Here is a 26,209-nt window from a genome sequence, read left to right as displayed (position 1 = left end):
ACTCCTTGCGTTCGGCTCTACAACGGCGTCCGCGATCGTTGTAGACCGGCCGGCACGGAGTGGCGCACGGCGCGGCTTCACCGACGCGGGAATGCCGCGGCGGCGGGTCAAGCGACAGAGTCGCGCCGCGAGGGGATGGTGAGAAGGTAGCCGAGACGGGATAGAGCATCCTCGACACTTCCGACAGGTCCGGCCTCCCCGCCGAGCAGGTTGGTCCAGTCAGTGATCACCCCACGGGCACTGGAGACAAACGCGTAGAAGGTCTCCGCATCCGGGATGAGGGCGATATTGCGATGGGAGCGACCATCAACAGCAACGATCGCAGGCGTCACAGAGAAGTGCCGCTGCGGTGACCCGATCGGGCTGACACGCCGGTGCGCAAGTACTTCGTACGCAGTTCCAGAGTGGGCGGGGTGGGTCATAGCGCAGCTCCTGCTCAGGGTCGGACAGCGGGGCAACTTCAACCGACTCGCGCTGGAAAGGCCTGTGGAAACTGACGACTCGAGTCACACATCGCCTGACCCGAGTCGTGTGGTGTTGCATTCCCGGCGCCTCTCCAGGTAGTCGCGAAACCAACAGTAGTATATGCATTGAATCACAAACATATGCTCAGATAAATGGCCCGATGCGCACTCGATCCCGGGGAACACCGCCCCGCAAACTTCGCCGAGGCCTGCGGGCCGTACGCCATGCCGAGCCTTAGCCGCAACTGCCCGCGGGCCTGGGATCACCGTTGCGGTCGCCGAGGCGGTATCCGACCGCAGCGAGCGCTGATTCGTAGTCAACAACCTCGGGCTCACGCAGCACCGCCAGCGCGGTCCAATCAGCGACATCGCCAGAGCCATTCGCGGCGAACACATAGAAGGTGCTGAACCCGCGGATGATCGCCACATCGACGCTGCAACGTCCGGACCTCTTCAGCGGCGGGTCCAACCGGTAGTGACGCTGCGGCGACCCGATAGGACTGATCCGCGGGTGTGCAGGAGGAATTGTCAATACCTGTGGATCGGCTTGTTTCAGGCGACCTCCGTTCCAGTTGATTCGGTCGGTGCCGAGTCCGCCGACGGGGTGATGTCGGTGGGTCGCTCGAGCAGTTTGCCTTTGTGGAAGATCGCGCCGGCCCGGACCAGAGCGACCAGGTGCGGTGCGTTGACGGCTCGCCAGCGGGCTTGCGCGGCGTCGATCAGCTTGTAAGCCATGGCCATTCCGGCGACGCGTGAACCCGGCCCCTTGGTCACCTTGGTCCTCAAACGTACCGTGGCAAACGTTGATTCGATCGGGTTGGTAGTGCGCAGATGGACCCAGTGCTCGGCCGGGTACTTATAGAACTCCAGCAGCACATCGGCGTCATCGACGATCTTGGCGACCGCCTTGGGGTACTTGGCGCCGTAGTCCACCTCGAACGCCTTGATCGCCACCTGCGCGTGGTCGATATCCTCGGCGTTGTAGATCTCCCGCATCGCCGCGATCGCCCCCGGATGAGCCGACTTTGGCAGGCAGGCAAGAACATTGGCCTGCTTGTGAAACCAGCACCGCTGCTCGCCGGTGGCCGGGAACACCTCACGCACGGCCTTCCAGAACCCCAGGGCCCCATCGCCGACGGCCAGCACCGGTGCGGTCATCCCGCGACGTCGGCACGACCGCAACAGATCAGCCCACGACTCGGCCGACTCCCGGTACCCGTCGGTGAGCGCGACCAGCTCCTTGCGGCCGTCAGCGCGCACACCGATCATCACCAGCAAACAGAGCTTCTCCTGCTCCAGGCGCACCTTGAGATGGATGCCGTCGACCCACAGGTAGACGTAGTCGGTGCCCGACAGATCACGGGCCTCGAAGGCCTTGGCCTCGTCCTGCCACTGCGTGGTGAGTCGGGTGATCGTCGTGGCCGACAAGCCGGCACCCGAGCCCAGGAACTGCTCCAACGCCGGACCGAAATCACTGGTCGACAAGCCATGCAGATACAGCAACGGCAACACCTCGGTCATCTGCGGCGACTTGCGCACCCACGCCGGCAGGATCGCCGAGGAAAACCGTTGCCGCTCACCAGTGTCCGGGTCAACACGTTTGTCATTGACCCGCGGCGCGGTCACACTCACCGCGCCCGCCGCGGTGAGCACCTCGCGCTCGCGGTGATAGCCATTGCGCACCACCAGCCGGTGCCCGTTCTCATCAAGCTCACCGGCATGAGCCTCGATGTAGGCGGCGACCTCAGCCCGCAACGCTGCGGCCAGCATCTGGCGGGCACCGTCGCGGACAATCTCATCGAGCAACGACCGCGACGAGCCAGCATCCTCGTTGGATGAATCCGCATCGTGAACTACCGTGAGCATGGGCGTACCTTCCCGAACCAGCGCGCCAACGCCGGCTCTTGATCAGACCTTCGACATTCAGATCATCCTCGGGAAGGTGCGCCCTTTCCTACGCCGCCTCGCCGAGGCTCATCCACAGGTTCTGATCATTGCTCGGTGTGCAGCTGCCATCTCGATAGCAGTCCCGGCGGAAGAGTTGGTCACAGGGCTGTCTCCTTGGTCATGCTTCGGCGGCTGGATCCGTTGATGCTGGCCGAACACTGGAGCGAGCACACAGCGGGGCGCGGGGTCAGCCACTCAACCATGCGGCGGCCGGGCAAGCAGCCTCGAAACCACGATCCAGACGCACAGAAACCCCACGCCGACATCGTGCATTGGCGGTGTGACAGGTCATCGGACAAGCTCTCGGGTCCCCACCCGCACCCCCGCCCCCTTCCGAACGGCTGCTCGGTGTTCGTCTTCTCTGCGGTTCGCCGCTCGCTAGACCTCCCCGAGTTTCACCGTAAATTACCCGTTTGACCTGCGGTAACTGTCAGTAAATCGGTGACTTTTCGGTTCACCTGCAGCAATGCGTAGCTGTCGTGGAAAGGGGGGGTGCCTCGGACAGCTCGGCGTGACAGAAGGAAACAGGGTCTATAGGTGGAAGCTAATTAGTTAGTTGTTCTAGATACATATCTTTACCTGCATTCTCTCTGAAACAGAGAATATCCGCTGCCGGAGGCACCCCCCATTCCCACGACAGATGCGTGTTTGCCCAGCTGAGCGGTGAAGTAACCGGATCTCTGACAGTTACCGCTGGTCAAACGGGTAATTTACGTCGAAGTACGGGGAGGTTCAGCGCGTCCGTGACAATTTACATCCGACAAATCCAGCGGGAAACCGGGAACCGGAAAACGGGAACCGGTGTGTCGAAAACCTGTTCGAACAGATGCATGCGGGACTCGTGAGACGACAGCGAGAACCGCGCCGCGGGCCGTCCATGCCGCCAGGCGATGCGACCGTGGGAGCCATGGCCACGACCCCCGACTCCGCCGGCAGAGCCTGTGCCATCGGTCTGGACTTGTCCTTGACCGGAACCGGCATCGGAGCGATCGACCTGGCGACAGCGGCGCTGACCACTGCGGTGCATCGCTCAGTGCCGCCGGCCACCAGCACCATCGACGCCCACGTCTCTCGACACCGGATCCTCGTCGACGGGATTGTCAACCAGGTGCGGGCCTGCAACCCGGCGCTGGCAGTGGTGGAGGGTCTGCAGTTCTCGGTCCGCGAGAAGGACAGCTCACTGACACGTCGCGGATTCCTGTGGTGGGCAGTGATCGAAGGCCTGTGCACGGCGGGGGTTCCGGTGATGGAAGTGACTCCGCAACAGATCAAACAGTTCGCCACTGGAAAGGGCAACGCGAGCAAAAGCCAGGTGGTCGCCGCCTATGCGGTGGCTTGGCCGGACGCCACCCGAGACAAGAACATCGAGGACCGTGCAGACGCCGCGTTCGCCGCCGCCTTGGGTGCCGCATGGCTCGGCTGCAAAGGCCTTCCACTGAGCAGCACAGTCACACGCCGAAAGGTGATTGCGAAGCTCCCTGCCCCCACCAGTCCGGAGCGCGTCGCCGTGCACGCCGCTTAACTTGCGCCATCACATGCCACTTGTTTTACGATGCACTGACATCTCCTACCGCTGCGCGCTATCGGCATCGGCGTGCCGTCATGTGGCAATTCGTCTTGTCGCCCACGCAAGTTAACGTGCCCCGCATGAGCACAGCACTGGCGCCCGCACCGGCGATCTACAGCGTCGCCCCGGCTGGCCCCTCGATCACTGTGACGACCCTGTCCGCTGCCCCGGAAATCGGCAGCGTCGCCCCGGTCGGCTCGACGACTGCGTCGGTGATCAGTAACGGCACCTTGGCGGGGCCATCCGCGGCACCGCTCATTGGCAGCGTCACGCCAGCCCCGTCGCAGGTTTTGGCCATGTGCGACGACCCGGTGGCGCCGGCCCGGACTCCCTACGCACCGCCCACCGACGCCATCCCCGCGCCTCCTGAGGTTCCCGGCAAGTGGCAGCCTGCCTACACCCGCGACAAGAAGAGCTATGTGGTCCCCGGCCTGGACGGGATCCGCCAGACCGACACCCTGACTCGCGCCACCAGCCACGCCAAGGTCCTCGACGACACAGGAAACTTGACCGACTGGCAGCTGCGGTCGACGGTGCTGGGACTGGCCCGCAACCCAGAACTGCTCGACGGACTTGCCCTTGACGGCGCCGAGCACATCTCCGAACTGGACTGGTCGTCCAAGCGTGCGCTGAGTTCAGTGGCGTGGCAGGCGGCCCGCCGCTCCGGCGCCCACGACGGCAGCGAGTTCGGCACGATGGTGCACGGCTATCTGCAAGCCGTACTGGAGGGCGTCTTGACGCTCGATGACGTTCCCTCGATGATTCGTCCCTACCTTGTGGTGCTGTTCGCGGCGATGCGCCGCCATAACCTGAATTTCGTCTCCTCCATGGTCGAACGCACTGTGTTCATCCCCGCCACCGGGATGGTCGGGACGTTCGACTTCCTGGTCATTGACGCTGAAGGCACTCTCATGATCGGCGACCTCAAGACGTCGAGCTCCATCGACCTGTCCTGGTTGGCGATCGCGGTGCAGCTCGCCCAATATGCGACCGCGTCGCTGATGTTGACGTGGAACGGTAGCGGATGGGAACCGATGCCCCCGGTATCACAGGTGATCGCGAAGGTGGCGGCGGTGCCCAAGGACGCCGCAGTTCCCAGTTGCCGTATCTACTCCGTTGATCTGAGGCTGGGAAAGCGGTTGATGGACACCGCAACTTGGGTCCGACATGTCCATGAGGCAGCGGCCCGCTCGGCCAGCAACCCGCAGCTGCAGCGTGCCGGTGACGATCTGGTCGCGTGGGCTGACGACGAAGCACTGCTATTGAATGCGGTGCCGACGCTGGTCTGACGGGTGCTTGTGCAGCACCGCGCTACCCTCGCTCCCCCGTCCCCCGGGTGGTTACGGTCGTGCGGCTCTGCATCGACAAGCTCGAGAGGACCCGACGGTTTTGAATACCCCCGCCCGCCAAGGCACGTCCACTGACACCGAGACCGCGTGGCTGGTGCGCTGCGCGTCGGTAGCCGCTTCCGCGACCCCTCCCGACCCTGTTTCCGGCGACTTCGCATGGCTGGTGTGGTCGTGGTGCCGTCGAGCGGCAGGCAAGCTGTCGGAGCGCCAGCAGCTCGCACTGGATGCGTTGCCCGCCGGGATCACGTCCCTGCGTCGCGACATCTGGGTCTCGCGTTACCTGGAGGTCGCCGCCCGCGGCGAGGCCGGAGACGATCTCAGCGGCGGCCCACGCACCGCGTGGTTGAGCCGCCAGCGGCGACGGGCGATGGCAGGGTCCCTGCCGGCCGGACGCGCTGAACTCCTGAGTCGACTCCCAGGGTTCGCGTGGACCCCTGGGGAGCGCCGCTGGGAATCCGCATTCGCCCGAGTGCGCGACTTCGTCGACACGTTCGGGCATATCCCTGCACGTGGGGATGATGAAGCGTTGGCCGGGTGGCTTGCCACGCAACGTTTCGAGTTGCGTTCAGGCCGACTATCCGCGCGCCGGGCCCAGTTGTTGGACACCTTGCCGGGCTGGGCACAGTCGTTGGCCGGCCCTCGGTCCCCGATCTCCTGGCCCCAGCAGCTTGAAGCGCTGCGTGACTTCGTGAGCGCACACCGACACTACCCGCGGACGGGAGCTGCAGAGGCCCTCGAATGCGCCCTCGCCGCCTGGGTGTGCGACCAGCGCGACAATCACCGCCGCGGTGATTTGAGCGCAGCCCGCACTGATGCCCTGGCCGCACTTCCCGGATGGCGATGGACAGCGCGCGAAGCGGATTTCGACGCCCGTGCCGTCGCATTGTCCGTTGAACTGGGTGGCCGGCCGATCGACACCGGGCACCGGTTCTACAGCTGGGTGGTCTCCCAGCGACGGCGGCACCGCGGCGGACGTTTGTCCGAAGATCAGGCCGCAACGCTGCGTGCGCTCAATCTGCTCGACGAACGCCTTCAGGCCTCTGCCTGAAGGATCAGGTTCAGTGATTTGCCGCGTATTTTGCCCGGCATTTAGAACAGGCATGCCAGAATGCATAGAAAGGACATGACACAGCTGTCGCATCGGAAGGCCAGAACCCAGACATGTGCGTTTCCCTCAGCGAATTCGCAGGATCAGCTCGTCAGTGCCGCCGCTGTGTCATGACCGACGCCAAGCGTGCCGACGCCTCGGCTCGGCGTCAGGAGAACCGGGTCACGGTGCGCACTGTGACCCACAACGTTCGCAGTCAGATGAGCAACGCCAGCGCAGCGGCAGTGGCATCTCTGGCGCCCTCATCACTGAGCAACCTCTTGGTCAGCCTCGAAGCCGTTTCGCCGGGAATCTCTTCGGAATTGTTGCGGTCCCAGTCGGGGGCGCTGCGGCGTGTTCCGGGCATGCACAACGACGTGTTCAGTGAAGTTCGCGAGAACTCCAATGAGGCCTCGTCCAAGATCAACGGCGGCAAGAGCGATCCGATGGTGGTCACCAAGATTCAGTTGGCCTCGGCGCTATGTGAGCGCGACCTGGTCGCCGACGGCGCCATCGTTGATCCGCTCGATGCCGCCGCCGAATTGGAGCGCATCGAGACACGCATCGACGCGATCGCCAGTGGGGCGATGTCTGCTCCAGCGCCGGGCACCGCGTTCGACCAGCTGCCGGAGCACACACAGAAGTTCTATGCGCGGCACACACTCGATGAGATCGGGGCGCTGACCACGGTGTCGCAGCGCATGAGCGACAAGTTGTTCGAGGACGTGACAGAGCAGGCGCAGGTCGCTGCCTCCCCACGCCCCGCCAGCGATCTGGTGAAGCGGCTGAACGACGAGCAGGACCGTCCCCTGACCGTGGCCGACCTGATCGACGGCGCACGCCGCCATCACATCGATTCCACAGCCGGGATCCAAATGGCTTCCGGCGCCACATTGGTAGCGGGAGCCGGTGGAGGGACCGCAGTGCTCGTCGACGGTGTGCGGCTGCCTGTTGAGCCGGACGCTCGTGTCGCAGACGTGCTGGCACGGATTCCCGATGTGGATTTCGAGCACTTCACCCGAGTTCCGGCCGGAGCCAACGCTTCAGGGCTCAACACGGCAGTCCAGTCGATGTTGGTCGGCAAAAGCCCACGGGCACAGTCGATGCGTTTGGCCGCACGCCGTCGCATCCTGGAGCGGACCTTCTACGGTGACACACCCATGGGATACACCGCCGACGCTTCGGGCAGCGCGCAACTGCTCGCCGGCAAGGCCCGCGCCCACACGGCAGCCGCGTTGGCTTCTCGTCCACACAGCTCGCGCCACGGGGCAGACACCGAAGCGCAGACCACCCGGATAGAGGGCTTCGACCTCTCCAGGCACCTGCGTTTCGCCCGAGCCGCGCGAAAAGAGTTCCTGCAGACGAAGGTTCCGCCAGAGCTGCTGACCGAACGAGCCGCCCAGGCCACGCTCAAGCGCTACGCGGGAAGCGTTTCCAAGGACAACCGCGATGCCGCCGCACGCGCCGGGTTCCAGATCCGCCACCGCTCGAACACGCTGGACGCGGACTATCCGGGGGCTCGCGAGAAGCTGGTCGTTGACTGGAACGCCGTCACGCCGGTGCACACGAATCCCCCCGGCAAGGCATTGTGCCCCGAACACGCAGATGTCCGCGCTGACGGCGTGGCAATGGTGGCCGCAGCCAATCAGATTGCACGCCACGGCCGCAACCCCGAACTGGCCGGCGCGCAAGCTCTACTGGCCGAGGCGAAGCTGGCCAGCGCCTTCGAAGTACACCGCGCTGTGGCTGGACGTGACCATCAGCCTCGTGTACTGACCTCCACGCAGGTGGTTCCCTCAGTCTATCGAGGCCGTGAAGCGGAGTTCATCGCAGAAGTGTTCCCCACCGGCGGCGCGTTCACCACAAAGGGATACACGCTGACCCGCAGGGACGGCAACGTACGCGGCGGCGCAGGCCGGGTCCGAGTGCGCTACCTCACCGGCGACGCGATGCCGGTCACCAACGCCGACATCATCGACACGAAAACCACATTCCGGGTGATCTCCGCCGAAGTCACAGTGGACGGGACCGTGGAGGTGCGCGCCGTGGACGACCAACTCGCCGCACAGCTGTCACGGTCAACGCCGTGAGCTCGCGACACACACTCAAGCTCACCGAGGGCTGCCACCTCACGCCCCCGGCGTGTCGTGCCGTTCGACTTCGAGCGCGGCTGATTCGGCAATAACGTCGGCCCCACTCATACGCCGCCCTTCCCCACCGGCGCACGGGTGGACTTCCACCAAGGAGAGATAGACGATGACCGGACCTACATTCCCGGTGCACACAGCGCCACGGGGGGCCAAGATCCCAGACGGTTTCTTCGACGAGATCGCCGCAACGCTGGAAACCGAGACCGCCGAGGAAATTTCCGAAGCAGTGATCGCAGCGTGCACCGGCCGCGGGATCCTGCACCCCGAGCTGGAGGAGGACCCCGACGACGAGTTGCGGGCTGAGGAAATCGCCGAGGTGTTCGCGCTGCTGGCGGAAGTCACCGCTGCGGTGGCCGACGGCACGATCATCCCGAGCCGGGTGCGCCCAAGTGACGAGGTGGACGGTGCAATGGCCGCCGCCTGGGAGAGTTTCGCTGCCGACGCCGCTGACGTGAGCACCGCCGAGGTCAGCGCGGCGATGCTCACCACAGGCAGGATCGACAATAACCAGATCCCTGCTCTGCCCAAGACTCGCCGAAAGTCTGCCGCTGCTACCAGGGTTCGCCGATGACCGAGCAGAAGACGCTTCAGGTCACCAATGCACGCCGCTCGGCCTGACAGATGTCATCGGCCCGCTGTTAGAGCAGGAGATTTATCGGCATGGACACAAACTGGGCAGAACGCCGACAAGCAGAACGCAGGGCTACGCAGCGCGAGTACGAGGAACGCCGTGACCACCAGCATTGGCGTGAGCACTTCGAGCAGTGCGGTGACCGCGACCCTTGCCCCCACGCAGGTTGACGTAATCGGCGCCATTATCGGATCGGAGAATCATGAAGATGTATACCGCCGCCTACCGCAATCAGCATGGAGAGGTTTGCCCAGTGGGTAGCCCCACTCCCGCCCTTGATGTGGCTGAACGCTTCGCCTCCGAGGCGAACGCCGACGATCCGAACGTACTGTTCTTCGTCGCTTATCTGGGTGAGCCACAGTGGCGGCAGCTGACGTAATCGTCCTTCGTCAGGTGTGTCGATGTGTTGACGAGCGCAAACAAGGATCATGTGGCTTGGCTCATCACACCCCAGTCTCGATGGACGAGGGCGCTACGAATGCTGACCGCCCGCAACATCGTGACCTGCAGGCGCCCGTCGTCGTGTCGGGCGACGGCCACTGGTCAGGCCTTCGCCCCACGCCAGTCAGTCGCGCGGATGCCGCGTAATCCACGGCGGCTGAAGGACATCCCCAATGCCGCCACAGTCTGACCGGTGGCTGAGCCCACTGCGTTACCCCGGAGGGAAAGCCCGCATGGCCTCTGCCCTCGCCGAGATCTTCCAGTCGCAGTTCGGCCTCCTGGACGTCGAAGTGTGGGCCGAGCCATTCGCCGGAGGTGCCGGCGCAGGACTACACCTTCTCGATCACGGTGTCGTCGACGAGTTCTGGCTGACCGAGAGGAACCCGGCGCTGGCAGCACTGTGGCGGACCGTCACCGGCAACAGCGCCGAGTTGGCCGCGGTGGTACGTGCCAGCCAGCCCGACATGGGTACGTGGCACGCCGCTCGCGAGCTGGTCGCTGCCCGGGAGTCCGGCGCCGACGTCGACGACATCGACCTGGCGTTCGCCGCGTTGGTCATCAACCGGTGCTCCCGGTCCGGGATGGTCAATTCTCGCGTCGGTCCGATCGGCGGGAAGAGCCAGACCGGCCGCTGGCATCTGGGTTCGCGGTGGAACCCTGAGGGGCTGTCCGACCGCATCGCCCGAATCGGCCGGCTGGGAAGCCGGATACGGGTCCGCGAAGGCGACGGGATCGTGTGGATCGCCGAGCTGAACGGAACCGTCGGGATCGAAGATGAACTCCTGTTGTTCGTCGATCCGCCGTACCTGGTTGCCGGCAACGGACTGTATTCGAGTGGAATGTCCATCGACGACCACGAGCGGCTTTCTGGTGCGCTCACCGGTTGCCGCGCTAGGTGGCTGCTCACCTACGACGAGGATCCGCGCATCCTAGAGCTCTACCCGGACCGCCGAGTTCTGGCCTATGAGATCCGCTACAGCGCACAGCGTCGGCGCGTGGCCGAGGAATACGCTGTGCTGGCAGACAGTCTCGCGGTTCGCGACGATCAGTGGCTGCTCGAGACGGGAACATCGCGATGGGTCCAGCACGGGCCGCCGGACGTTCCCGACCCAGTGCAGTGCGTCACGGCACCGGCGATGCGCGCGATCGGGGACGGTGTCTGTGCCTGATCCTCTTGCGTGCGAGGCGAAGCTCGGACTGATCTCGGGCGACGTCCGGCAGATTCGACCCGGCCGCGAGTACTGCGTAACGGTCGCCGGGATCAGGCTGCGCTTCCGATGCGGAGAGGACACCGCGATGGTCCACGTGTACGCCCAGCATCGGCTCGTGGCGCGTGTCGGCATCGACCGGTTCGGCAACCAGCTCAGCGCCGTGAGCATTCGCGCTTTTCTGCAGCAGAACTCGCCACTGTCCTGACGCCGAAGACGTCGCCGCCCCGGTGATCTGTTCTATCGCCGGGGCGGCGTGCGCAATATCGTTGCGGCTAGGCCACGTTGATGATGCCGAACCCTTTGAGTATGTTGGCCGACGCGCCAAGCACATCTTCGGAGGACAGCTGCATGAATTGTTCGTTGGTCAGTGATGCAAGATCGACGCCGCCGCTCATCAGCCGGCGCGAAGACAGACCCTGCGCCTGCTCAAAGACGTTGCGGGCGAAGCGGCCGTTACCGGCGACGTCGAGAACCCTGTCGCCCTTTGCATCGGTGTCCCACATGATCTCGATGATCTGTTTGAACCGGCCCTCCACAGCCGGGTCGACAGCGCGACCTTCCTTCGCGGCCATTCCGGTGAGGATGCGCCACATCTCGTCGGGGCTGTAGGTGTTGAACATCATCGAGTAGGCGAAACGTGACTTCAGGCCGGGGTTTTCGCCGAGGAACCGCTCGATCGGCGCCGGATAACCCGCGATGATTACCAGAATGTCATCGCGGTGGTTGTCCATGTACTCCAGCAGGGCTGTCAGTGATTCCGAACCGAACGAGTCCTTGTGGCCGGGGCGGTCCTGCACAAGCTCGTACGCCTCATCGATGAAGATGCACCCGCCGCGTGCCTCATTGAGCTTGGCGATCGTCTTCGGTCCTGACTGCCCTTCGAACTCGGCGACCAGGGTCGCCCGGTTGGCTGACACCAGGGTGTTGTTGCGAATCACCCCGAGCCCGTAGAACAGTCGCGAAATGAGGTTGGCGATCGTTGTCTTACCTGTACCGGGCGGTCCTTTGAAGATGATGTGACGCGTCTTGGCCTTCACCGACATCCCCCGCCGACGCTGCTCGTTCTCGAAAGCGATCTCGTGGGACAAGGTGAGCATCTGCTCTTTGATCTCGTCCATACCGTCGATCGCGTTCAACTCGGCCAGTGCCGCGTCGAGAATCTCGCGCCGTTCCTCTGCAGAGGAGGTGCGCTGGAAGTCGTCCATGTCCGGCTCGGAATCCACGTCCCAGTAGCTGGTGCGCGCCGCGATCACATCCGCAGCCGAGACTCGCATCCGCTGGTTCTTGTTGCGTATCGCATCAGTGAGTTCAGGCAGTGTGTTGAACTGCATGCCGTCGCCGAATGCCTTCTGCGCGGCGTCTTCCTGTCCGGCGGTACGGCAGGACAACCCCAGCTGCAGCGAGGCCCACGCCGACACATCGCGGAAGTTCTTCGACACCGCGTATCGGAGCTTGTTCTGCCCTGCCTCGTGAGAACCGAGATGAGCCAATGCCGTTCCGGACATGGCTGTGCCGTAGGCCTCCAGTGCCTGCTCCAGCGGCGAGGTGTCTTTCGCCACCAGAGTCCCCGCCACATTGAGCAGGTCCTCCCAGCGGGAAGTGTGGAAGTAGAGCAGGCACTCGACGGCGGCGATCTCCTTGGCCGTGCTAACCGCGTTTTTCTCGACCAGCACGACACGTTCGCGGGCGGCCGCATCCAACTCGGCCCGAGCCTCGTCGTAACGCCCCTGCTCCACAAGCAGGGCGGAGTATGCGGCGCGGTACTGGCCCCGAGTGACCGCAGGCAAGATGAGTGCGACGGTGGGCAGGACCCAATCGGCACCGAACCATTCCTCCTGACTCGACTTGTCGATGACCGACATCATCTCGTCGTAGGTGTTCAGGGTGTTTCGGATCGCGGTGATGTCGGAGCTCGTCAAGTACCCGCCCCGGTTGGTCACATGGGAGTACGCCAAAGCCCGGTGCAGATCGCAATGGTCGGAAAATGCCTCGCATGCATAGTCCAGATCCCGGTCCGCTGCCGCGTGATTGGAGTTCCGGAGTGAGCCGATGGCCTGATTCAGGTACTTCATGGCATCGGGGTCGATCACTGTGAGTCCTTTCCGAAAGTCGCGTCGTCAGCATTAACGAGAATCGAAGAATCGAGCGAATCCTTCGACGGCCATGGTGGCCGGTCCAAGTGCGGATCGAACCGCAGGGCGCGACCTACCGAAGGCCGGCTGAAGGTGTCGTGGCCTCACGCGGGAGACGGAGCTCCCCGGCGTCGGCGAGCACGCCCTCGTGGTGGGCGAACGCCACCGCAACCCACACCAGCAGCAGTACCAAGGATCGGCGGCGCCATTGTCTGGGGGTGGCCAGCCTCCACAGGAGGTTCACCGATCGGCCTTCGCGCCGCCGGTGCTGAGTAACCAGATCGCTTCAGCGGCAAGCAGAGTCTGTGCCCTCGCACAGATGCTGGGCCACGCCAGCGAAACCCACCGAGCCAGCTCCTCTTGCCGGGAGCCCGACAAGCGGGACCGTGCAGCATGCACCGCCGGGTCTGCGTCGGCGATGTCGTCGAGGACGCGGGAGGGTGCGCTTCGGTCGTGCAACCACCACCACCGTGCGAGCGCCGCGGCCGCGGTGAAAGCCACACCGTCAGTAGACCCTCCCTGTTCGCGGGCCAGTTCAGTGGCGACACGTGCGTAGGCGTTTGATTGCTGGAAACAGCGGTACAGAGACTCGGTGTTGGCAGCCATCAGCTACCCGCATTCCGCTTGTGGCCGTTGATGACGATAGATCCGACTGCGGAGGTTTTGTCGATGTTCTCAACGCTGTCCGGATTGTCGGCACCACCAATTCCGGAGCTCACCTGATCCTTGCCTAGCGGCGGCCGCGTACTGGCGGTGATTGTCATCGACATCTCCCGCGTGCTGATCGGAGGGTCCGTCGGAAACTGTTTACAGACCCCGGGCCGGGTGGGGTTGATCTCTTGGGGGAACGCTTGCCCGCCCATTCGCCACGTGACCGCGGTGACCAGTCGGTGGCGGGCCCATTCGTCACGACCGTCGGGTGCCACGTAGTCCCACCCTGGCACGAGGCAGATCGAGGTGATCACCACCTCCGCGTTAAAGGTGATGTTGAGGACGTTGAGGTCGAGTCCGTCTATCCGCAGGCACACCCAAGCGCGGGTCTTGTCCGCAGCGAACGGCGCGACCGCGTCGCTGTCGTTGCCGCAGCTCGCTGAGACTTTGGCGGGGACCAGAACCTCGTCCACGGGTTCAGGTTCAGGATTCTCTGACTGCAGCGGAGGTGCAGCGACTTGGCCCGCCGGCTGCGGCGGCTCGCCGCGGTTGCCGGCGATCGACGCCACAAACACGGCCACGAGCACGAGTACTGTCACGGCGGCGCCGGCGACGAGCAGTAGCCGTTTGCGCCAGCTCCCTTCTCGGACGCGTTGCAGCTGTTGGCTGATCCGTTCTTTGAGGGGGGTTTCCGGATCGCGGGTCGGCTCGTTCATGTCGTCGGGCGGTTCGGTGGCGTCCCAGGAGGGAGCGGGATCGTCGACGTCGCGATTGAACACAGCGCCCTGATCCTCTGATTCCTGATCGTCGTCATTTCCGGATGCGGGGGGCGCGATTTCGGCTTGGTCGTCCCACGGCGACGGGGTGCCAGCGAATGCATCGGTAGGTGAGGGCGGCAGCAGGACTGGAGGCGATAGCGACAGCATCGGATCGGGCTCATCGCCGTCGACAGGTTCTGGATCAGGGCCGGTGTCCGCGCCACCGCGCACCTCGTTACTTTGTTCATCCGTGTAGTCGTCGGTTTCCGATCCGGTGTAGGCCAAGCCATCGGGTTCGGTGTCGTTTTCAGCAGCGTCAGTCTCGTCCACATGTTCTCGGTACTCGCGATGATCAGCGCTATCTGAGTACTGTTCGTCGCCGTCATCGTCCAGGTGTGCGGTGCCGTCGACCGCTGAAAGGCGCTGTGGTCTTGCGGTCTCAGTCTCGGTTGAGGGTGCGACGGTGCGCAGCTCTACGCCGTCGAGCGGCGGGTCGGTCCGCCATGGTGGCGCCTCGGGGGCTGGTGACTCTGTGATTGCGCCGGCGGGATCGTCGGTAAGCAGGTATCGACGATCAGACCGCAGCGTCGGTACTGGTGCCGGATCGGCGTCGTCAACCGTGAACTCCCCGACGGGGTCACCAAACTCTGTCGCACGGTGCTCAGGCGATGTGGATGTCCGCGGCATCTTCTCCGCGGCGATCTCGTGGTTGGCGGTCTCGACGGCAGCACGGACTCGCGCCGACAACACGGCGTCAGACGCAATCTCGGTGCCGTCTTCGGTCACCATGGCCCGCGAAATCGCAGCAGCAACCCGCGTGGCCTCGGGGGCTGGGCGCGAATACGCGTTCAGGAGCGCATCAACGGTGGCGTTCAACAGATGTGGTCCTCTCTCTGTCCGCGCCGGAGGCGTCCCAGGGCCGTAGCGCGCAGCTACCGTACGGCCGCTACCAGGTCGCGAGCCTCGCGCGGCGCGACCTGCGAATTGGAAAGGACTCAGCGGGATGGCCCGATTGCTGTCGAATGTGCGCAAGCTCAAAGACCTGTCACAGTGGAAGCCCAGGGCGCGGGAACGTGCCATGGTGTTCTCGATGATCAGCGGCCCGCTGGCGTTGTGCCTCGTGCTGGTGATGGTGGTACTGACAGCGGTGATCTTGGCGCGTCTGCCCAAGCCGGTGAACACCTACTCGGCGATCACCGATGTCACCCGGGTGCAGAACTACGCGCGCAACGCTCTCCTGCTGTGGATGGGCGGTTCCGAGTCGGCGAAAAAGGCGCTGTTGTCGCGGTCATTGGCATCGCCGTCGATCGAATTGTCTGAGGTGCCTTTCGAAGTGCGCTCTATCGACCCGTCCGACATCATCCGCTGGCAAGGCTCCGACGCGGTGCTGTGGCAGGCGACGTTCGCGGTGACGTTCGTGGCCCCTGGGGTCGGCGCAGCCCAGATCAACCGCTACGCGGTGACAGTCATCGAACACGACACCGACTACCAGCTGTTGATGTGGCCGTCCATCGTCAACGTCGACACCACTCCGTTCAAAGTGGCGAGCAAGTACACGGTGCCGGTTGATTCGAAAAGCTCGCTGTCGGAGTCGTTGGGCCGGTTCGTGACCGCGTACCTGACCTCCACCGGTAACGCCACGTCGCTCGGGCAGTTCGTTTCGTCTAAGTTCTCGGGATCGGCGATCACCGACAGCCCCTATTCGACGGCCACTATCGAATCAAGCTGGGCGGCCTCAGATTCGGTTCCGGTGTCCACCGCCAAGCCGGGAGACACGCTCAAAGTCCTGGTGCGGGTAAAGGCCGCGGCTTCGATCAAGACGTGGTCGATCATGGACCTGGCGCTGCGGGTGTCCCTGGGCACGAACAACGTGTGGCTGGTCGACGGAATCGATGCCCCGGTCGGGTGGGGAGCGATCACCCCGCAATAGTTTTTCGACCAAGTAACGGAGGACGTGACAAGTTGAGTGTTGACGGCAGTGCGGCAAACATAGCTATAGTTGCTGTATCGAACTTTTGCCCGAGAGGAGGTGCCCCATGGCTCAGCGCGAAGAAGACGTCGTGTACGTGAAAACCGTCGCGACCGGATCGATGGAGCCGGTCACCATCTCGCAGTGGACCAACCACGGCTTCAACGCGCTGATCCGAGATGCCATGGCGCTCTTCGCGTCGACGAAGGGCGGCACGCTGAGCATCACGGGCACTCCGGAGTACGGCCGGGTCACTGTGGCCATGCGCGGCGAATGTCTCATGGACATGGTCTGGGGTCGGATGACCGCCGCGGAGGCACGTGGTGACATTGCGCATATCCGCCGCCCCGAGCGGGTTCCTGGAGCCGCCGCCTCCGCGGGCTAATCCAGCACCCTGCCGGCGACCGCGGTGTCAACCGGCCATTGCCGCGGGGCCTGTATCGCCGTCCAGCCCGGACATGGGCCCGGCACCATCGTCATCGTTGTCGGCGGTAAACGGTCCAACGTCTTTGAGCGCGGCGATGCGCTGCACGATCGGATCGGTAATCACCTCAGCAATCTGTGAGATGCGCTGCTGGGCTGCTTTGATCCTGCCGAACTCAGCGACGTCAATGACGGTGGTGAAGGCGTCAAGGTTCTCCCGAATCACCCGATGCATGTGTGGTCCGGTGGTCGCGGCCATGAGGTCCAGGCCGCGCACGCCGGCGTGGTTGGACGAGAACTGGCTGGGTGCATTCGGGGCGGATTTGGTCTGGTGTCCGCCTGCTTTCAAATCGATCGCACGCATCATCCCCCGGCTGATTTCGAAGTCGTGCATGGCGTGATGTGCGCCGCCGAACTGCGCACGCATCCGCGCACTGTCGGTGTTGCGGAAAGCGACAGTCACGGTGTCGTGGGGCTGCACCGACATCGGCATGTCCGAGGTCGAGAAGCCGTGACTTGGAGCCCGCGTGGTGTCGATGGCCACCCGGCCCCACACCGCTGAGTCATGTGTCAACCGCACCCAGCCCGCCGTAGGCACGTCGACGATCCGCAGGAACGTTGAGACCTCTGACAACACCCACAACGCGTTGGGCACATCGAGGTTGCACCAGACTGTCGAGCCCGGCCCGATCACCCCGAACTCGTAGAGGTCGACTACTTGAGTCACCACGGCGGGCCCGGCAGATGCCGGGGTACCAGGCCGAATGAAAGCGTGCACAGTGACGCCTGTATCTGCGTGGTTCATGCGCGCACCGTAGCTCTGTTCGTAGCACGACACGGCGTGCGCCACGAGTTGGCGACCTGCACGTATCGCGTGCTGTGTTGCCGTCTGTGGCATCGGATATATCGGTGCCTGTATGCGGGCCTGTGTTGGGTGTCGTAGTGACTTCCGTATCGCAGGTTGTAGCTCGGTGCCGCAGTCGTCTTCCACTCACATACGCGCACATGGGTGTGTATATGCGCTGGCGCCCTGCCGCCCCCTGCAACCCGCGCCGCGGTCGTTGTTGACAACTGTTGCGTATCAGCCTGTCCCCGAACACACGGCACCTGACTATTCGGGGAAAGGGCACTCATGATCTTCACCGCCGCGCAGAGCGTCATCTACAGGGCCGATCTGGTCGACCCCACCAGCGACGGCATCCTCACCACCCTCGTGAACTTCGGCCTGGCCGCACTCATGGTGCTCGCGGTTCTCGTCGGCGGTTGGCAGGCCTTCAACGTGTGGATGGCGAAGAAAGGCGCCGCTGCACACATGGAACTGCGCACCGTTGTCTTCGGCGTGCTGCTCGTCGAGATGATCCTGGGCGGCATCATGTGGCTTGCCAACTACGGCACCGGCCTGATCGAGAACTTCCGGTGACGCGCACCGGTTGCCCCGGCCTCGCCGGCACACGCGGTGGCGTAGGCGGTCCGGAGGTTCCTGTACGCGGAGGCCATGCCTGATGCGTCCCTTCAGGATCTTCAACGATGTCAAAGGCGTGCGCATGGTGGCCAAAATCGGCGGGGTGCGCATGGGCCCATTCGCGGTCATCGCAATCCTTCTGTTGATGGCCTGCGCGCTCATCGTGGTCATGGTTGCCAACCCGTTGATCGCCGCGGCCGTCTTCGCCGCCGGGTTCGTCACAGTCAGTGTCTACGTCGCGATCTTGACCCGCATCGACAACACCGGAGTGCTCTCCGAATTGACCGCACTCTCCCTGCTGCGACGTGGACTCAGCCACCGGCACAGCGCCAACTTCGACCTCCCCGGCATCTGAGCCGACTCGGAAGGACACGCACAATGGGCAACCACATCCCACCGCTCAGCAAACGCCGCAAGAACCTGATCTTCTCCGAAGACGGCAGTGTGTGGTGCAACTATCTGCTCACCGGACTCAACGTCAACAGCTATCGACCAGAGACTGCAGCAGCCGCGCAAGACTCCCACGAACTTCTGCTCACCGCTCTGTCGGAGATCCCCACCGACGACATTCTGCTGGCAGGTTCGCGGGTGCGCGTCGATCCGCTCTCGACGCATCGACGGATTACCGGAGGAATCCCGGACTGGGAACCAGACCGCTACCGTCACCTCGAGCATCTGATCAACGAGTTCTACCAACGGATGGCCAGCGGCGAGTTCGTAGAGTTCGATCGCGTGTACTGGCTCTCGATCAGCCAGCCGTCACGTCGCACGATTTCTGAGCGCATGGTCTCGACACTGGTCGAGACGGACCCTCACGAAGGCCTGGATTGGGCCGACCTCGGCGATTTCGAGAAACGGTGCTTCGCAGCGATTCCACCGGAGTTCCGTCCGGTACGGACCGTCCCCGAACTCGTCGACTGGTACTTCGAGCGGGCCACCACGCGTGGTTTGACTGTTCCGATTCTTCCGCCACCCCGCAGCGGTGCGGTGACACCGACCGAGCGGGCCTACCCGGAGGTCGTGTTCGATGAAGCTGCTGAAGCCACGGCGCTGTACTCAACGTTCCTGCGCGATCTCGACGCCGGCCGCGACTACACCAAGAAACTCTCCAAGATCGACCGAAAGACCTCGCTGTTCAAGCGCTTCCGCACACTGTCGGCCGGAACGGTGATGGCGATATCGCACCCTGGCAAGGCCCGCATCGCCGAACTCCCCGACGGCGTGACGTCGTATCAGTCACTGTTCGGGATCGCCCGCTACCCTGCCCGATTCACTGACCAGGTGTCGAGCTTCACCTACCTGGTAGACCAGGCGATCGGCGGTGATGCCGACTTCGCTCTGCGTCTTCGCTTCTCGCAAGATCTGGTCGACACCAAGAGCGTGTCCGATACTGAACGCGACCTGGTGTCTGAAGGCGAAGCCAATTCCGCCGATGAATTCGAGGCATACGACTACGACAAGCGCCGAGCCGAACTGCGCCGGTTCCACGACGCGATCCGCGCCGAGTCGGGGCCGCGAGGGATGCAGGTCGCCGCGATCTTCGCCTTCGGATCTAGCGACCTCGACGAGCTCACCGGCCGGGTCGCAGCGTTGCAGCAGCGGTTCCGATCCAACGGGTTCACTCCGCTCCTGCCGGTTGGCGGTCAGAAGGAACTGTGGACGATGATGATGCCGGGGTCGCGGCGTACTCGTCTGGGCAATGATCTGCTGCAGACCACCACCGCTCGCTTGTTCTCTGGAGCAATGCCGATCCGGCGCAGCTTCGCTGGGGATGCCGTCGGCATCCCCATCGCCATCAACAAAGAGAACGCCAACGGGCAGATCGTCCTGCTCGACGTCCTCGGTGCGACCGAACGCGGCAACGGGTCAATCGCGTTGACCGGAGCACAAGGTCGCGGCAAGTCGAACCTGATGAAGCTCATCCTGCTGTTCGTCACGCTGCTCAATCGGTACTCCACCGTGGTAGATCACTCCAAGCACGGAGAGTGGGCGGTGTTCGCCCGCCAGATCGCACGAACCCAGGTGGTCAATGCCGCCACGGGAGACTCACCTGGCGGGCCGGTGTCGATGGATTTCCTCAAGTGCCTGCCATCCCCATTGGCGGAGACCACGATGATGGCGCACTACCTGCCGCTGTTCGGATTTGAGACAAAGTCGCCTGAGGGGGCGTACTTCGCCAAGGTCCTCAATCCTTTGTTCCGCAATCCACGGGGCATCAACAGCACCCGCAAGCTGATGGGGTTCCTCAAGACCACCGGCGACGCCGAAGCCCGTGCCTTGTCACTGAATTTCGAGCACTGGGCCGCGCTCCCATACACGCGGGCTTTCATCGACCCGCCGGAGCGCGGACACGGGGACATGGGCCTGCCGCCTTTCGACAACCTGGCTGATTTGGCTGCGCGCATGGAGTCCGGGTCTACTCCGTATTCGACTGTGTTTCGCACCCATGAGCTTCCGGTCTACCGCGGCGAGAACCCGGACAACGCCACCGATCTGAACAAGTGGGCAGCTTCGGTGTACGGGTCTATCGCACGGATGACGGCTCACCGGTTCGCTCAGATCCGTGGAACGTGTGTGTTTTTCGGGGACGAGATCAGCTTCCTCAAAGGCAACGAGGACGTTGTCGAACTACTTGTCCGTTCCCCCGACCGCACCGCGCGAAAAGACGCAAATTTTGGAGTGTTCGGATCCCAGCATGGCGAGGATTTCGATCACAACTACGCGATGATCGAGAAGAAGGCAGCCCTCGGGCAGAAGGTAGCCGGCAACGCGCGGGCCGCTCTCAAGCACATGGACATGCCGATACTGGATTCGCTGATCAACATGATGGTCACTCAGACCTCACCGCCAGATCCCGACGACAACACCCGGACTCGCGCCGGCCGCGAGGGCGAAGGCTGGTGGAACGACGGCAACAGCAACATCGTGCGAGTGCAGTTCCTGCCGATCCTGTCGGCGTCGCTGGCCCGTTTCGCCGACACCCGCAGTTCGAAGATGATCCGTGAGACCGATCTCGACGCACAGCCGCGTACGCCGCGAGGAGTTGCCTAGCCATGGCCTCGTTCCTGGATCTGTTCCCCGCCACCGACTCCGCCGGTGCCGGCGCCGCGCGGTATCGCCTGCACTTCCTGGGAAGCCAATACCTGCACCAGGATTCGTGGATCTTCGGGATGATCACCAGCGTCGTCTTCGAGCTGTACAAGTTCCTGGTGGTGCCGGCCAACGCTCTGCTCGGTCTGGTGCTGTCGTCTGCGAATTGGATGACCCCGCTCTCGGAGGCGTATCAGCGGTTCTGCGCACCGCTGTTCGCATTCTTTCCGCCGTGGGCGATCGCCTGCGCAGGTCTGGCTCTGGTGACGTTCTCGGTGTTTCGGTCACGGCTAGCCTCCACCGCCGGAAGCATGTTCACCACCGAGGTCTATAACCGGATCGGCGCTGCACTGGCCATGGTGATCGCCGTGATCGTGCTCACCAACAACCCGTTCGCGATCATCGCAAAGGTCTTCGAAACAGCCAACGGATTCTCGACCGGACTGGCTTCGGCGGTCACCCGAAGCGCCAACGACACAACGCTCTCGACCGGCCACGCGCTGGTCGACCAGTCGATTCGCACCCCGGCGATCGCACTGAACTACGGCCACGAATTCACCGACTCATGCAAGAAGCTGTGGTCGGAGGCGATGGCCTCCGGGCAGGGATTGTCTGTGAACACCGGCTGCTTCGTCGAAGGCCAGAACGCGGCCGGACCCGACACCGTCATCACCGCCATCGTCATGCTGGTGCTGCCGGCGCTGCCGATGTTCGTGTTCGCCGTGGTGGCGAGCTGGAAGTTCGTCGTGCACCTGACAGTGTCGGTGGCCTGCTTCGTGGGCGCGGGGTGGGCAGCTGCGGGCAGTGTCCACAAGCGTCGCGGATTCGACACTTTGTCCAAGGCTTTCGCCCACGCCGCGAGCCATCTCATCATGGCAGTGATCACGTCGATGGTGGCTGTCGCGCTGCCTGCGACAGTCTCAGGTCTCGCTACCCAAATTCTGGGCCTCACCGACAATCCGGAGGTTCAGGTTTACGGGCTGATGGTGTCGCTCGGCATCGGATTCATCGTCTCGTCGTGGGTCATCATCCGTGTCACCGCCAACACCGGTGTCCTGGTGCGGTTGCTGCACGCCAACGCCGACATCACTTTTCAGCAGATGTTCGGAATTTCACCGGCCGCGAAGTTCAGCACCATCCCCGGAAAGCTCAAGTTCGGCTCGGACGAGTGGAAGAAGCACCGCAACGCTCATGAGGACGAGCAGAAAAAGAAGCTGGCCGCCAGCCCCGCCGACGCTGTGCAGGGAAGTGCCGCCGCTGAAAAGGCAACGCGCGGATCGAAAGGCGCCACCGTGGAAAGCACAATCAGCGCAGAGGATGCTGCCGCCGTCGAACAACTTATCGAGCCAGCGGCATCGCTTGCCGCGACCTCTGCCAGCCCTGGGCCTCCCATAACGGTGTTCGGCAACAACACTCACTCCGGACCCGATCCCGAAGGCCAGGAGCAACGGCAAGTCACCGGTCAATTGGATTCGGATGTCGACGTGTTCGGCCACTACGTCAGCACCGCGGTGCTGGCTCCAGCCTCTTCCCCTGACGACGACGGTGACCTGGCGGACCGACCCGCGCTTCCGGCCGGGTCGGGTCTAGTTCCCCCGCCGTTGTCGGCGCCGGGTCCTGTACCGGCGATCGAGGCTGCCCCGTTCGTGTCACCGGCGTCGATGCTGACCGATCCGGCGCGGCACGCACGAGACCCGCTACCGGCACCGGAACCGGTCCCCGTGGCCGGAAACGTCTACGCCGACCCCGCACTCGACATCGCCGCCCGTGCCGCAGGGGCGACATTGGTCGTCGCGCGCGGTCGCCCGGTAGTGCGCCGGGCCAAGTCGTGGCTGCGCCCGTTCCGCTCCGACCGCGAACCGGTACCAGCACCGGCGCTGGGGGTCCCCGATGTGGCGCAGGGTCCCGCGCTGGTTCCAACTGTGTCCGCCGAACTGTCGGACACAGCCAAGGAATCCGGCGCCTCCACTGTTGCGGTCAATGCCCAGCAGCAGTGGAACAGAGGATGGCTGCGCCGGTGGAGACAGCGCGAAGAACCTGTCACGAACCCCGCACCCGCGCCCGCTGCGCCACAGTCAGGCAGCGGTCCGCGAAGCATCCGACACCCGGGATCGTTCTGCGCACCCCTCCCTGACTTCGTTGCAGCCGATGCACTGCAGGTCGAACGGGAGCTGATAGGAGCAGTCCTGGCCGCCAACGGGAAACGCGCAGTCTTCGCGATCGACCCGACCGATACGCGTATCGGAATCCGGCTCAGTTCTGACCCCGACGAACGTGTGGTGCGCATCAGCGGTGACGGTTTCGGGGATCCGACGTGATCACCCGCGCCGCGTGCGGCGTGGGCTTGGTCGCCGCTGCAACCATGTGCCCCACCAGGAATCGAACCGCCAAGGAGAAACGACCATGACTGTCCCACCCGAGCAGCCCAACGTTCGGCGCATGCGGGACAAGTACCGCAACGCGCCCGCGGCCAACGACTTCATCGACCGTCCAGCCCCGGCTCCCCCGCCGGCCTTCACCGACCCCATCCCCAACGGCGCGCCGGTACCGCCTCCGCTGGGGATGGGCGGACGGACCGCCGCTGCGGCGCAGTGGGCACCCGCCGGCCAGTACGACGATGTCACCGTGATCGGGCGGCCCGCGGTTCCCGCCGACTTCGGTCGACCCGTCACCCCGACGGACCTTGGCCGACCGGCGGCCACTGCCGACACCGGTCGCGCCGAGCGCATCATCGAGGGTCGCACCGAAGGCGCTCAACGCGGCTGGCGCGCGAAAGCGAACAAGATGTTCTGGCTGCACCTGTCCAAGGGGGCCGATGAGATCGCATACGACCAGCGGATCGCTCAGATCCGGCGCACATTGCGCGCACCGAAGCGGGTCGGCGTCATCTCGGGAAAAGGCTCGGCGGGAAAGACCGCCATAGCTCTGAACATGGGGGCCACCATCTCCTCGGCCCACCGCGGGATGAAAGTAGCTGCGTTGTCGATTGACCCACTGGGAAATCTCACAGACCGCGTGCGCAAGGTCAGCGATCAGACCCCCGCCTCGGTAATGTCTCTGGCTTCGGACCAAGACCTGAACCGCGCCTCTGATGTGAGCAGCTACCTGCTCACCGACAAGTCCGGGCTACGGGTTCTCGGTGCCAGCACCGCCGACGGTGCGGGGTTCCTGACCGCGGAGAAACTGGAGCGGGCACTGGGCGAACTGTCCAAGTGGTTCGACCTGTCGATTCTCGATTTCGGCCTCAATATCGACTCGCAGGTGTATCACCAGGGCCTGGCTCAGACCGACCAACTGGTGCTGGCAGCATCCACTGCCGCCGACTCGATCGACGAGTTGCACGTTCTGATCGAAACATTGAAGCGGTTCGGTGGGCGGTACGTGGAGCTGCTCAGAGATGCGGTGGTCGTGTTCACTCAGACGCGACCGGGCAAGGGCCACATCGACGTGGCAGCCGAGCGGGACCGGATCCACACCTCCTACCAACTCCCAGTCGTCACCATCCCGTGGGATGAACACATCAGCGAGGGCGGTCCGATGAGCCTGGACCTGCTTGACGAGGACACCCGGCTGCCATTCGTGTGGCTGGCGGCGGAGGTGATGAGCCGACTCCCTGCCGACTAACCGATCCACCCACACCACCACACAGAACCCGAGACCATAGAAGGAGTTTCCCGTGACTGACACCATCAACGAGACCTACGTCGGCACCGACCAGGACGCCGCCGACGCGGCACGACTGGCCGAGGGTCTGCGTACCTTGCGCGAGCTGCGCAGCTTCTACGACCAGTCCACCGCCGACCTCGAGGCCGGACGTGAGGCCGGTCGGGTGCGCGTGGCCGAACTTCAGGCTGAGGTCGACGCCGACATCGCCAAGTTGGCCGACATCGTCAACGAGGCAGCGGTCGAGTTCAACAACGCCGCTTCCGAATTGGTGGAGACCGGCTTCGCCAGCCCGAAGGTGCTCACGGGCAAAGGCCTGGGAACGCTGCGGGTCAAGAAGTCCTGACCGGCGCATGTCCGACCTGGCCACTGCCTTGTCAGCTAGGCCAAGGATGAGCCCGACGCTTTTGAACGCATCCTCGAATCACCTTCCTGGTCACCGTGACTTCGAGAGCGAGCAGCTGTCGGACTAAAGGCCGGTTCCGACGATGCCCCATGGACCCGTGACGGTCTGTGGGGCATCGTCGTTTTCAGAGGCCGGGCGAGGCTCCACACCGGGCCTACATTTTCAACAGCGCCGTGGCTTAAGCGGTTTCGGTGCCGAGGAAACACCCAGCATCGCCACGCGCCGGCCCAGTGTCCTGTGCCGTACCCAACACGATCGCAACAGCGCACTCAGAGGTACGCGGCAAGATTCGGCGGCCGGGCAACCGCGGCCGTGAGCCAACCGACCGCGCTCCCTCTCCCGATAGCTGGTCAACGAACTGCAACTCGTGTTAATCTCTATTTTAGAGATCCAGGAGGATTGAGATGACCGCAGTCGACCTCGCCACCGGCCATGACCCGGTGAATCATCCGTCGCACTACACCAACCATCCAAGCGGTATCGAATGCATCGAGGTCACCCGCCAACTCAGCTTCGACCCGGGAAACGCCGTGAAGTACGTATGGCGTCGCGGCGACAAGGGAAATCCGCTGCAGGACCTGGAGAAGTCGCTCTTCCTCCTCGCCGACGCGCGCAACCACGCACCAAAGTTGCGCCGTGTTCCCCGCAAGGCCGCCAAGTTGCTGCTGCAGGTCGCCGACGCTGAAACCGACGCCGACGCCGCGATGTTCTATCGCGCCGTGGCAGGTCGACGCTGGGCGGACGCAGAGGCGGCGGTGCTTGCACTGCGAGACGCTCTCGCACACGCGCCGGCGCAGATCTGACGAGG

The 26,209-nt window shown here is 64.0% G+C and carries 25 protein-coding genes; 17 read left to right on the top strand and 8 right to left on the bottom strand.

Annotation, left to right across the window (positions count from 1 at the left end):
- Positions 1–107 precede the first annotated feature (107 nt).
- From JOF57_RS08255 to JOF57_RS08245, 3 genes are all read right to left on the bottom strand, one after another.
- The gene (locus tag JOF57_RS08255; RefSeq protein ID WP_019349197.1) at positions 108–422 is read right to left on the bottom strand and encodes a hypothetical protein; all 315 of its coding nucleotides are present in this window, start codon (positions 420–422) and stop codon (positions 108–110) included.
- A gap of 277 nt (positions 423–699) precedes the next feature.
- Positions 700–891 carry a hypothetical protein gene (locus JOF57_RS08250; protein ID WP_019349198.1) on the bottom strand — a complete coding sequence of 64 codons (192 nt, stop codon included), beginning with the start codon at positions 889–891 and terminating at the stop codon, positions 700–702.
- Positions 892–1,016: 125 nt separating this feature from the next.
- On the bottom strand, positions 1,017–2,330 hold the full coding sequence (locus tag JOF57_RS08245) for an IS256 family transposase (protein WP_052536990.1): 1,314 nt from the start codon (positions 2,328–2,330) through the stop codon (positions 1,017–1,019).
- 988 nt (positions 2,331–3,318) lie between these two features.
- Between JOF57_RS08245 and JOF57_RS08240 the strand changes: the two genes are divergently transcribed.
- The 8 genes from JOF57_RS08240 to JOF57_RS08210 all read left to right on the top strand — a co-directional run bounded on the left by JOF57_RS08240 (position 3,319) and on the right by JOF57_RS08210 (position 11,052).
- Positions 3,319–3,933: a crossover junction endodeoxyribonuclease RuvC gene (locus tag JOF57_RS08240; protein WP_019343703.1), complete on the top strand. Its 615-nt coding sequence runs from the start codon at positions 3,319–3,321 to the stop codon at positions 3,931–3,933.
- Positions 3,934–4,058: 125 nt separating this feature from the next.
- On the top strand, positions 4,059–5,267 hold the full coding sequence (locus JOF57_RS08235; RefSeq protein WP_019343704.1) for a hypothetical protein: 1,209 nt from the start codon (positions 4,059–4,061) through the stop codon (positions 5,265–5,267).
- 100 nt (positions 5,268–5,367) lie between these two features.
- The gene (locus JOF57_RS08230) at positions 5,368–6,375 is read left to right on the top strand and encodes a helicase associated domain-containing protein (protein ID WP_019343705.1); all 1,008 of its coding nucleotides are present in this window, start codon (positions 5,368–5,370) and stop codon (positions 6,373–6,375) included.
- Between the two features lie 170 nt (positions 6,376–6,545).
- Entirely contained in the window at positions 6,546–8,504 is a 1,959-nt protein-coding gene (locus JOF57_RS08225; protein WP_019343706.1) for a hypothetical protein, read from the top strand.
- Positions 8,505–8,670: 166 nt separating this feature from the next.
- Positions 8,671–9,135 (top strand): hypothetical protein, encoded by a 465-nt coding sequence (locus tag JOF57_RS08220; RefSeq protein ID WP_075909286.1) that lies wholly within the window; start codon positions 8,671–8,673, stop codon positions 9,133–9,135.
- 313 nt (positions 9,136–9,448) lie between these two features.
- A complete protein-coding gene (locus JOF57_RS31185; RefSeq protein ID WP_267880518.1) occupies positions 9,449–9,574 on the top strand; it encodes a hypothetical protein in 126 nt (41 codons plus the stop codon).
- Between the two features lie 295 nt (positions 9,575–9,869).
- The gene (locus JOF57_RS08215; protein ID WP_019343709.1) at positions 9,870–10,805 is read left to right on the top strand and encodes a DNA adenine methylase; all 936 of its coding nucleotides are present in this window, start codon (positions 9,870–9,872) and stop codon (positions 10,803–10,805) included.
- Positions 10,798–11,052, top strand: a complete 255-nt coding sequence (locus JOF57_RS08210) for a hypothetical protein (protein WP_019343710.1) — start codon at positions 10,798–10,800, stop codon at positions 11,050–11,052. The genes JOF57_RS08215 and JOF57_RS08210 overlap by 8 nt, the downstream gene beginning before the upstream one ends.
- A 67-nt stretch (positions 11,053–11,119) precedes the next feature.
- On the opposite strand, the gene JOF57_RS08205 is transcribed toward JOF57_RS08210, so the two are convergent.
- The 4 genes from JOF57_RS08205 to JOF57_RS08190 form a co-directional block, all read right to left on the bottom strand.
- Positions 11,120–12,937 carry an AAA family ATPase gene (locus tag JOF57_RS08205; RefSeq protein ID WP_019343711.1) on the bottom strand — a complete coding sequence of 606 codons (1,818 nt, stop codon included), beginning with the start codon at positions 12,935–12,937 and terminating at the stop codon, positions 11,120–11,122.
- 115 nt (positions 12,938–13,052) lie between these two features.
- Positions 13,053–13,223: a hypothetical protein gene (locus JOF57_RS08200; RefSeq protein ID WP_019343712.1), complete on the bottom strand. Its 171-nt coding sequence runs from the start codon at positions 13,221–13,223 to the stop codon at positions 13,053–13,055.
- Positions 13,220–13,585, bottom strand: coding sequence for a hypothetical protein (locus tag JOF57_RS08195; protein ID WP_019343713.1), 366 nt, complete (start codon positions 13,583–13,585; stop codon positions 13,220–13,222). The genes JOF57_RS08200 and JOF57_RS08195 overlap by 4 nt, the downstream gene beginning before the upstream one ends.
- A complete protein-coding gene (locus JOF57_RS08190; RefSeq protein WP_047036751.1) occupies positions 13,585–15,264 on the bottom strand; it encodes a hypothetical protein in 1,680 nt (559 codons plus the stop codon). Before JOF57_RS08190 ends, JOF57_RS08195 begins: the two co-directional genes overlap by 1 nt.
- Positions 15,265–15,391: 127 nt before the next feature.
- On the opposite strand from JOF57_RS08190, the gene JOF57_RS08185 reads away from it, so the two are divergent.
- Positions 15,392–16,318: a conjugal transfer protein gene (locus JOF57_RS08185; RefSeq protein WP_019343715.1), complete on the top strand. Its 927-nt coding sequence runs from the start codon at positions 15,392–15,394 to the stop codon at positions 16,316–16,318.
- 106 nt (positions 16,319–16,424) lie between these two features.
- The gene (locus JOF57_RS08180; RefSeq protein WP_019343716.1) at positions 16,425–16,742 is read left to right on the top strand and encodes a hypothetical protein; all 318 of its coding nucleotides are present in this window, start codon (positions 16,425–16,427) and stop codon (positions 16,740–16,742) included.
- Between the two features lie 27 nt (positions 16,743–16,769).
- Here JOF57_RS08180 and JOF57_RS08175 read toward each other — a convergent pair whose 3' ends face one another.
- Positions 16,770–17,585: a hypothetical protein gene (locus JOF57_RS08175; protein ID WP_100226581.1), complete on the bottom strand. Its 816-nt coding sequence runs from the start codon at positions 17,583–17,585 to the stop codon at positions 16,770–16,772.
- A 327-nt stretch (positions 17,586–17,912) separates the two neighbouring features.
- On the opposite strand from JOF57_RS08175, the gene JOF57_RS08170 reads away from it, so the two are divergent.
- From JOF57_RS08170 to JOF57_RS08140, 7 genes are all read left to right on the top strand, one after another.
- Positions 17,913–18,200, top strand: coding sequence for a hypothetical protein (locus JOF57_RS08170; RefSeq protein ID WP_019343718.1), 288 nt, complete (start codon positions 17,913–17,915; stop codon positions 18,198–18,200).
- 82 nt (positions 18,201–18,282) lie between these two features.
- Positions 18,283–18,597 carry a hypothetical protein gene (locus JOF57_RS08165; RefSeq protein ID WP_019343719.1) on the top strand — a complete coding sequence of 105 codons (315 nt, stop codon included), beginning with the start codon at positions 18,283–18,285 and terminating at the stop codon, positions 18,595–18,597.
- Between the two features lie 23 nt (positions 18,598–18,620).
- The gene (locus tag JOF57_RS08160) at positions 18,621–21,293 is read left to right on the top strand and encodes a putative type IV secretion/conjugal transfer ATPase (protein ID WP_019343720.1); all 2,673 of its coding nucleotides are present in this window, start codon (positions 18,621–18,623) and stop codon (positions 21,291–21,293) included.
- A 2-nt stretch (positions 21,294–21,295) separates the two neighbouring features.
- Entirely contained in the window at positions 21,296–23,650 is a 2,355-nt protein-coding gene (locus JOF57_RS08155; RefSeq protein WP_043367854.1) for a hypothetical protein, read from the top strand.
- Between the two features lie 85 nt (positions 23,651–23,735).
- Positions 23,736–24,956 (top strand): MinD/ParA family ATP-binding protein, encoded by a 1,221-nt coding sequence (locus tag JOF57_RS08150; RefSeq protein ID WP_043367855.1) that lies wholly within the window; start codon positions 23,736–23,738, stop codon positions 24,954–24,956.
- A gap of 52 nt (positions 24,957–25,008) precedes the next feature.
- The gene (locus tag JOF57_RS08145) at positions 25,009–25,341 is read left to right on the top strand and encodes a hypothetical protein (RefSeq protein WP_019343722.1); all 333 of its coding nucleotides are present in this window, start codon (positions 25,009–25,011) and stop codon (positions 25,339–25,341) included.
- 464 nt (positions 25,342–25,805) lie between these two features.
- The gene (locus JOF57_RS08140; RefSeq protein ID WP_019343723.1) at positions 25,806–26,204 is read left to right on the top strand and encodes a DUF3310 domain-containing protein; all 399 of its coding nucleotides are present in this window, start codon (positions 25,806–25,808) and stop codon (positions 26,202–26,204) included.
- Positions 26,205–26,209 lie beyond the last annotated feature (5 nt).

The sequence above is a fragment of the Mycolicibacterium lutetiense genome (assembly GCF_017876775.1).
Lineage (GTDB): Bacteria > Actinomycetota > Actinomycetes > Mycobacteriales > Mycobacteriaceae > Mycobacterium > Mycobacterium lutetiense.
The sequence above is the reverse complement of the archived record's forward strand: the minus strand, read 5'-3'. Positions and strand labels throughout refer to the sequence as shown.

Excerpts from the sequence above, each read along its gene's own strand:
- JOF57_RS08150 (WP_043367855.1), top strand. The coding sequence starts at position 23,736 with ATGACTGTCCCACCCGAGCAGCCCAACGTTCGGCGCATGCGGGACAAG.
- JOF57_RS08180 (WP_019343716.1), top strand. The coding sequence starts at position 16,425 with ATGGCTCAGCGCGAAGAAGACGTCGTGTACGTGAAAACCGTCGCGACC.
- JOF57_RS08220 (WP_075909286.1), top strand. The coding sequence starts at position 8,671 with ATGACCGGACCTACATTCCCGGTGCACACAGCGCCACGGGGGGCCAAG.
- JOF57_RS08215 (WP_019343709.1), top strand. The coding sequence starts at position 9,870 with ATGGCCTCTGCCCTCGCCGAGATCTTCCAGTCGCAGTTCGGCCTCCTG.
- JOF57_RS08170 (WP_019343718.1), top strand. The coding sequence starts at position 17,913 with ATGATCTTCACCGCCGCGCAGAGCGTCATCTACAGGGCCGATCTGGTC.
- JOF57_RS08255 (WP_019349197.1), bottom strand. The coding sequence starts at position 422 with ATGACCCACCCCGCCCACTCTGGAACTGCGTACGAAGTACTTGCGCAC.
- JOF57_RS08245 (WP_052536990.1), bottom strand. The coding sequence starts at position 2,330 with ATGCTCACGGTAGTTCACGATGCGGATTCATCCAACGAGGATGCTGGC.
- JOF57_RS08225 (WP_019343706.1), top strand. The coding sequence starts at position 6,546 with ATGACCGACGCCAAGCGTGCCGACGCCTCGGCTCGGCGTCAGGAGAAC.
- JOF57_RS08165 (WP_019343719.1), top strand. The coding sequence starts at position 18,283 with ATGCGTCCCTTCAGGATCTTCAACGATGTCAAAGGCGTGCGCATGGTG.
- JOF57_RS08140 (WP_019343723.1), top strand. The coding sequence starts at position 25,806 with ATGACCGCAGTCGACCTCGCCACCGGCCATGACCCGGTGAATCATCCG.
- JOF57_RS08235 (WP_019343704.1), top strand. The coding sequence starts at position 4,059 with ATGAGCACAGCACTGGCGCCCGCACCGGCGATCTACAGCGTCGCCCCG.
- JOF57_RS08185 (WP_019343715.1), top strand. The coding sequence starts at position 15,392 with ATGGCCCGATTGCTGTCGAATGTGCGCAAGCTCAAAGACCTGTCACAG.
- JOF57_RS08240 (WP_019343703.1), top strand. The coding sequence starts at position 3,319 with ATGGCCACGACCCCCGACTCCGCCGGCAGAGCCTGTGCCATCGGTCTG.
- JOF57_RS08160 (WP_019343720.1), top strand. The coding sequence starts at position 18,621 with ATGGGCAACCACATCCCACCGCTCAGCAAACGCCGCAAGAACCTGATC.
- JOF57_RS08155 (WP_043367854.1), top strand. The coding sequence starts at position 21,296 with ATGGCCTCGTTCCTGGATCTGTTCCCCGCCACCGACTCCGCCGGTGCC.
- JOF57_RS08175 (WP_100226581.1), bottom strand. The coding sequence starts at position 17,585 with ATGAACCACGCAGATACAGGCGTCACTGTGCACGCTTTCATTCGGCCT.
- JOF57_RS08195 (WP_019343713.1), bottom strand. The coding sequence starts at position 13,585 with ATGGCTGCCAACACCGAGTCTCTGTACCGCTGTTTCCAGCAATCAAAC.